The sequence below is a fragment of the Cobetia sp. genome (assembly GCF_983723665.1).
Window position 1 is genome coordinate 7891 of sequence record NZ_CFDJES010000043.1, and the last position, 5448, is coordinate 13338.

Genomic DNA, 5448 nt, shown 5'->3' on the forward strand with positions numbered 1-5448 from the left:
CAGGCAACGAACATCCAGTCAGGCAATGGATATCCAGACAAGGAGTGTAGGCATGACAGCGCACGAATCGACCTCTGACCAGACCTGCCCCCCGGCATCTTCGGCGACCATGACGCTGTGGCGTTCGGTCAACTGTCTGTGGCCGTTGGCGGCGCTGCGTGATCTGGAGCATTGGATGCTCGCGGAGGAGACCGTCGCCGCTGACAGTGGCCAGAGCGAGGCGCCGGTGGAGAAGCGCCTGATGGGGCGCGCCGCGCAATCGGCGTTCGATCTGCTGCGTCAGCGTTGGCCGGAGGCGCGCAGGCTGTGCGTGCTGTGTGGTGGCGGCAACAATGGCGGTGATGGCTATCTGCTGGCGCGCCTGGCATTGCTGGCGGGCTTCGAGGTGCGAGTCATCGCCTTGACGCCGGAGGATGCCTTGACCGGTGATGCGCAGCTGGCCGCGATCGCGGCGCGCGAGGCTGGTGTCGAGACGCTGGCATGGCCGAAGGCCGATGAGGAGGCGGCGGATGCGCTGCTCAAGGGCTGGCCCTTGCTGGTGGATGCGCTGACCGGCATCGGCCTGCGCGATGCGCCGCGCGGCAGCGTGGTCGAAGTCATCGAGCGCATCAATCACGCTCATCAGCAGGGTGTGCATGTCATGGCGCTGGATGTGCCCTCAGGCTTGAACGCCGCGACGGGCGCGGTCGCGGGTGTCGCCGTGGAAGCGGATGTGACGCTGACGTTTCTGGTCGACAAGCCGGGCCTGCACACCGGACGCGCCGAGCTGCACGCCGGGCACGTCAGTCTGGCGCGCCTGGGCGCGGCGCGCGTGTTGCCGGAGGTGGTCGCGCAGTCGCGCACCGCAGCCTTGCTGGCAGAGGACGCCGTGCAGCGGCTGACACCGCGCTGGCTGGAGTCCGAGCTGGTGCCGCGCTCGCCGCTGGCCCACAAGGGCGATACCGGCAGTGTGCTGGTCTTCGGCGGCGGGCCGGGGCTGGGGGGCTCGGTGTTGCTGGCCAGTGAGGCGGCGGCGCGGGCCGGCGCCGGCAAGGTCGCGCTGCTGACGGCACCCGCGCATATCAGCGCCAGCCTGACGCGCTGCCCCGAGGTCATGGCCCGCGGCCTCAAGAGTGGCCCGGAGGGCAGCAGTCATGATGGCTTCGCCGTGCTGGAATCACAGCTGGCACAGGCCAGCGTGACGCTGGTCGGGCCCGGCATGGGCACCGAGAGTCTCGAGAGCATGCTGTGGGGCTGGGGCGGCATGTCGCGGGTGCTGGCGGCGGGGCAGCCGCTGGTCGTGGATGCCGATGGCCTGAGCCTGCTGGCCTGGCGCGCGAGCGAAGGCGAGATCATTCGTCGCGACGACTGGGTGCTGACGCCGCACCCCGGTGAGGCCGCGCGTTTGCTCGATTGCAGTGTGGCGGACATCGAACACGACCGGATCGCAGCCGCAAGAGCACTCCAGCAGCGTTTCGGCGGCAGCGTGGTGCTCAAGGGCGCGGGCAGTCTGGTGGCGAGCCCTGCGGGGGTACTCGAGGGGCCGGCGGTGGCGCTCTGCCCCTACGGCAATCCGGGCATGGCCAGTGGCGGCATGGGCGATGTGCTGGGTGGCATCATCGCGGGTCTGGCGGCGCAGGCGCTCAACGGCGGCTTCGATGCACGCCAGCCGCGTTCCTCCCAGGATGAGGCGGCGCAGGCCCGGCGAGTCACGCGCGCCATGGCGCAGGCGGCAAGGCTTGGGGTGCTGGTGCATGCCCTGGCGGCCGACCGGGCGGTACAGGAGCGTGGTGAACGTGGCCTGCTCGCAGGTGATCTGGCATCCTATATGCATTTATTGCTCAATCCACGGGCCCGAGATGCGCATACTTCTGTCTGATGAAAACGCCCAGGTTGCCTTCGGCACTCAATTGGGAAATATCCTTGCCGGCCGCGGGCTGGTGTTCCTGGAGGGCGAGCTGGGGGCGGGCAAGACGACCCTGACCCGCGGCGTGCTGCGCGCCTATGGTCACCAGGGCGCGGTCAAGAGCCCGACCTACACCCTGGTGGAGCCCTACGTGCTGCCACGGGCCGAGGGTGGCGAGTGGCACATCAACCACTTCGACCTCTACCGCCTCGCCGACCCTGAAGAGCTCGAGTTCATCGGGGGGCGCGATCTGCTCGCCGCCGACAGCCTGGCGCTGATCGAGTGGCCGAGCTGTGGTCAGGGCTTTCTGCCCACGCCGGATCTGCGCATCACGCTGTTCGTCGCCGACGAAGGACGCGAGGCCGAATTGACTGCCCTGACACCGCGAGGTGAGGGTTGGTTGGCAACACTGGCCGAGCGCCGAACCTCTCAGGCATGATGACGCCGTTCCGCTTGCGATGTCTGGCGGCGCAGTGTCCGATCATTCGTTATCTTCATTCATGTTCTTTCTGTCTGGGTCATCCTGTCTGATGCCTGAAATAGCGTCCAAAATCCCCCGTATGCGTCTGGCGCGCAGCTTCCGTCGCTGGCTGGCGGGTGGCGTCGTCTGCTCGCTTGCCAGTCTGGTGCTGGCGCCGCAGGCGCTGGCCGCCAAGGTCGAGAACCTGCGCCTGTGGACCGCACCGGACCACACGCGGCTGGTGTTCGATCTCGACAGTGCCGCCAAGGCCAAGGTCTTCGGCCTCGACAATCCGCGCCGTCTGGTGATCGACCTTGCCGGCAGCGAAGTGGCCAGTGCCGCGGTCGAGCGCAAGTTCACCGCGCTGAATCTCGAAGGCAGCGCCATCAAGTCGATCCGCAGCGGGCGTCAGGGGGATGCCCTGCGTGTGGTGCTCGACCTGACGCGCCCGGTCAATCCCAAGGACTTCACGCTGGCGCCGAATGCCAAGTACGGCAATCGCCTGGTGGTGGATCTCGAGTTCCCCGGCGAGTCGGCGGTCGAGAATCCCATCGACCCCATCGAGGCCCGTATCCGCGAGCAGGAACAGGCCGCGGCCAAGCGCAAGCTGAAGGGCGAGCCGGCGGAACCTGTGGTCAATACCCAGGCGGCGGCACATCCCAAGCGTGACATCATCATCGCGATCGACCCTGGCCACGGCGGGGAAGACCCGGGCGCAAGCGGCCCCAGCGGGACTCGAGAGAAGGATGTGGTGCTCAAGATCGGCAAGCGCCTCAAGCGCATGTTCGATGCCCAGCCCGGCTTCAAGGCCATCCTGACCCGCAACAGCGATTACTACATTCCGCTGCGCAAGCGCACCGAGATCGCGCGTGAGCAGAAGGCGGACTTCTTCGTCTCGATTCACGCCGATGCCTTCAACAGTCCGCGCCCGCACGGCAGTTCGGTCTTTGCGCTCTCAAGCCGCGGCGCGACGTCCGAGACCGCACGCTGGCTGGCCGCCACCGAAAACCGTGCTGACCTGATCGGGGGCGTGGATGGCAATCTCAGCCTGAATGACAAGGATGAGATGCTGCGGGGCGTGTTGCTCGACCTGACCATGACCGCGACGCTCAACGATTCGCTGGCGGCGGGTAGCGGCGTGCTGGCCAACCTCGGGCGCATGAATTCCCTGCACAAGCGTCAGGTGGAGCAGGCGGGCTTCGTGGTGCTCAAGTCGCCGGATATCCCCTCGCTGCTGGTGGAGACGGGCTTCATCTCCAACCCCCAGGAAGAACGCAACCTCAACAGCGGTCCCTATCAGGAGAAGCTGGCGCGCTCGATCTTCTCGGGAATCCAGAGCCACTTCGAGCGCAATCCGCCGCCCGCAAGTCTGCTGGCATGGCAGCGCAGCCAGGCACGCGGTGGCAACGGCGGCGAATATCGCGTCAAGAGTGGCGATACGCTGTCGGAAGTGGCCCAGCGCCACAACGTGAGCATGGCGGCCCTCAAGCAGGCCAACAACATGAGTGGCGACACGGTGCGCGTGGGCCAGCTGCTCAAGATTCCACGCAGCTGAACCTGACGTCATGAAGTCGCCCTGACCGCGCCTTGCGTTGGCGGGGCGCAGACACTGTCCGCTGATGCAGTTCCGGCATGCGTTGCTTGCCGTGGCTGGGTCGGCGGACAGTATCGTTTTCAGAGAAGCGGCGTTTTTCGCTCGTGTATCCAGGAGTCTATCGATGTCTGACGAGCTGACCGACATGCAGCCCGCTCGCCCTGGCGAGCGACGGATCCGTATCCTCAATCCGCGCCTCGCCAACCAGATCGCGGCGGGTGAGGTCGTGGAGCGGCCGGCTTCCGTGGTCAAGGAGCTGGTCGAGAACGCCATCGATGCCGGCAGCACCCGCATCGAGCTGGAGCTGGAAGGTGGCGGTGCGCGGCTGATTCGCGTGCGCGACAACGGCTGCGGCATCACCGAGGAAGACCTGCCGCTGGCGCTGTCACGGCATGCGACCAGCAAGATCGAGAGCCTGGATGATCTCGAGGGCGTGGCGAGCCTCGGTTTCCGGGGCGAGGCACTGGCCTCGATCAGTTCGGTCTCGCGGCTGGAGCTGTTCTCGAATGTCTCGGATGAGCCGGCCAACGGCTGGCGCGTGGTGGCGGAAGGGCGCGAGATGGCGCCGCGCGTCTCCCCGGCGCCGCATCCGCGTGGCACCAGCGTCGCGGTGCGTGATCTGTTCTTCAATACGCCGGCGCGCCGCAAGTTCATGCGTACCGAGAAGACCGAGTTCGGTCATGTCGAGGAAAGCTTCCGGCGGCTGGCATTGTCACGCCACGATATCGGCTGGACCCTGCGTCACAACCAGAAGGTGGTGCATCAGCTGCGTGCCGGTGAAGACACCCTGACGGTGGAACGGCGTATCGGTGCGCTGCTCGGGCGCAACTTCCTCGAGCATGCGCTGCATCTGGATATCGAGGCCTCCGGCCTGCGTCTGTCCGGTTGGGTGGGCTTGCCGACGCACTCGCGTGCCCAGGCCGATCAGCAGTACTTCTTCGTCAATGGCCGCGTGGTGCGCGACCGCCTCGTCGCGCATGCCGTGCGTCAGGCCTATCGCGACGTGCTGTTCCATGGTCGGCATCCGGTGTTCGTGCTCTATCTGGAGCTCGACCCGACGGTGGTGGATGTCAACGTTCACCCGACCAAGCACGAAGTGCGCTTCCGGGACGGGCGACTGGTGCATGACTTCCTGTTCTCGAGCCTGCACAAGGCGCTGGCCGAGGTGCGCCCCGGTGACAACAGCGCCGCGCCTACCGGCATCGAGGGGCAGGAGAAGGAGGAGGACCCCGGTTGGCAGCAGCAGGGCATGCGCCTTGGCCGTCAGGAGCAGGACGCCCAGCCAAATGCCGCCTCCGAACAGCAATCGACATCGGCCGGTCCGCAGGCTGGGGGCGACTCGTCGGACTCGTCGAGCGCGCCTGCAGGCCGCCCTGCGGCCCCCTGGCAGCCTTCCTCGCAGCTGCCGCCTGCCGGTGATGGCCGCTCCAGCGAACGCCTGAGTGCCGAGCGTGTGCGTCAGTTCATGGCCGGCTATCGGGCACTGCACCCCAGCGAAGATCATCTGCT

4 protein-coding genes are annotated in these 5448 nt (G+C 66.9%); all 4 read left to right on the forward strand.

Annotated elements, in window-relative coordinates:
• Window positions 1-52 precede the first annotated feature (52 nt).
• A complete protein-coding gene (locus AC4FAH_RS06360) occupies window positions 53-1858 on the forward strand; it encodes an NAD(P)H-hydrate dehydratase (RefSeq protein ID WP_490245779.1) in 1806 nt (601 codons plus the stop codon).
• Window positions 1839-2324, forward strand: a complete 486-nt coding sequence (gene tsaE, locus AC4FAH_RS06365) for a tRNA (adenosine(37)-N6)-threonylcarbamoyltransferase complex ATPase subunit type 1 TsaE (protein ID WP_043335197.1) — start codon at window positions 1839-1841, stop codon at window positions 2322-2324. The genes AC4FAH_RS06360 and tsaE overlap by 20 nt, the downstream gene beginning before the upstream one ends.
• Before the next feature lie 121 nt (window positions 2325-2445).
• The gene (locus tag AC4FAH_RS06370; RefSeq protein WP_287024350.1) at window positions 2446-3900 is read left to right on the forward strand and encodes an N-acetylmuramoyl-L-alanine amidase; all 1455 of its coding nucleotides are present in this window, start codon (window positions 2446-2448) and stop codon (window positions 3898-3900) included.
• A 163-nt stretch (window positions 3901-4063) separates the two neighbouring features.
• On the forward strand, window positions 4064-5448 hold a 1385-nt coding region (gene mutL, locus AC4FAH_RS06375; protein ID WP_490245780.1), incomplete at its 3' end, for a DNA mismatch repair endonuclease MutL.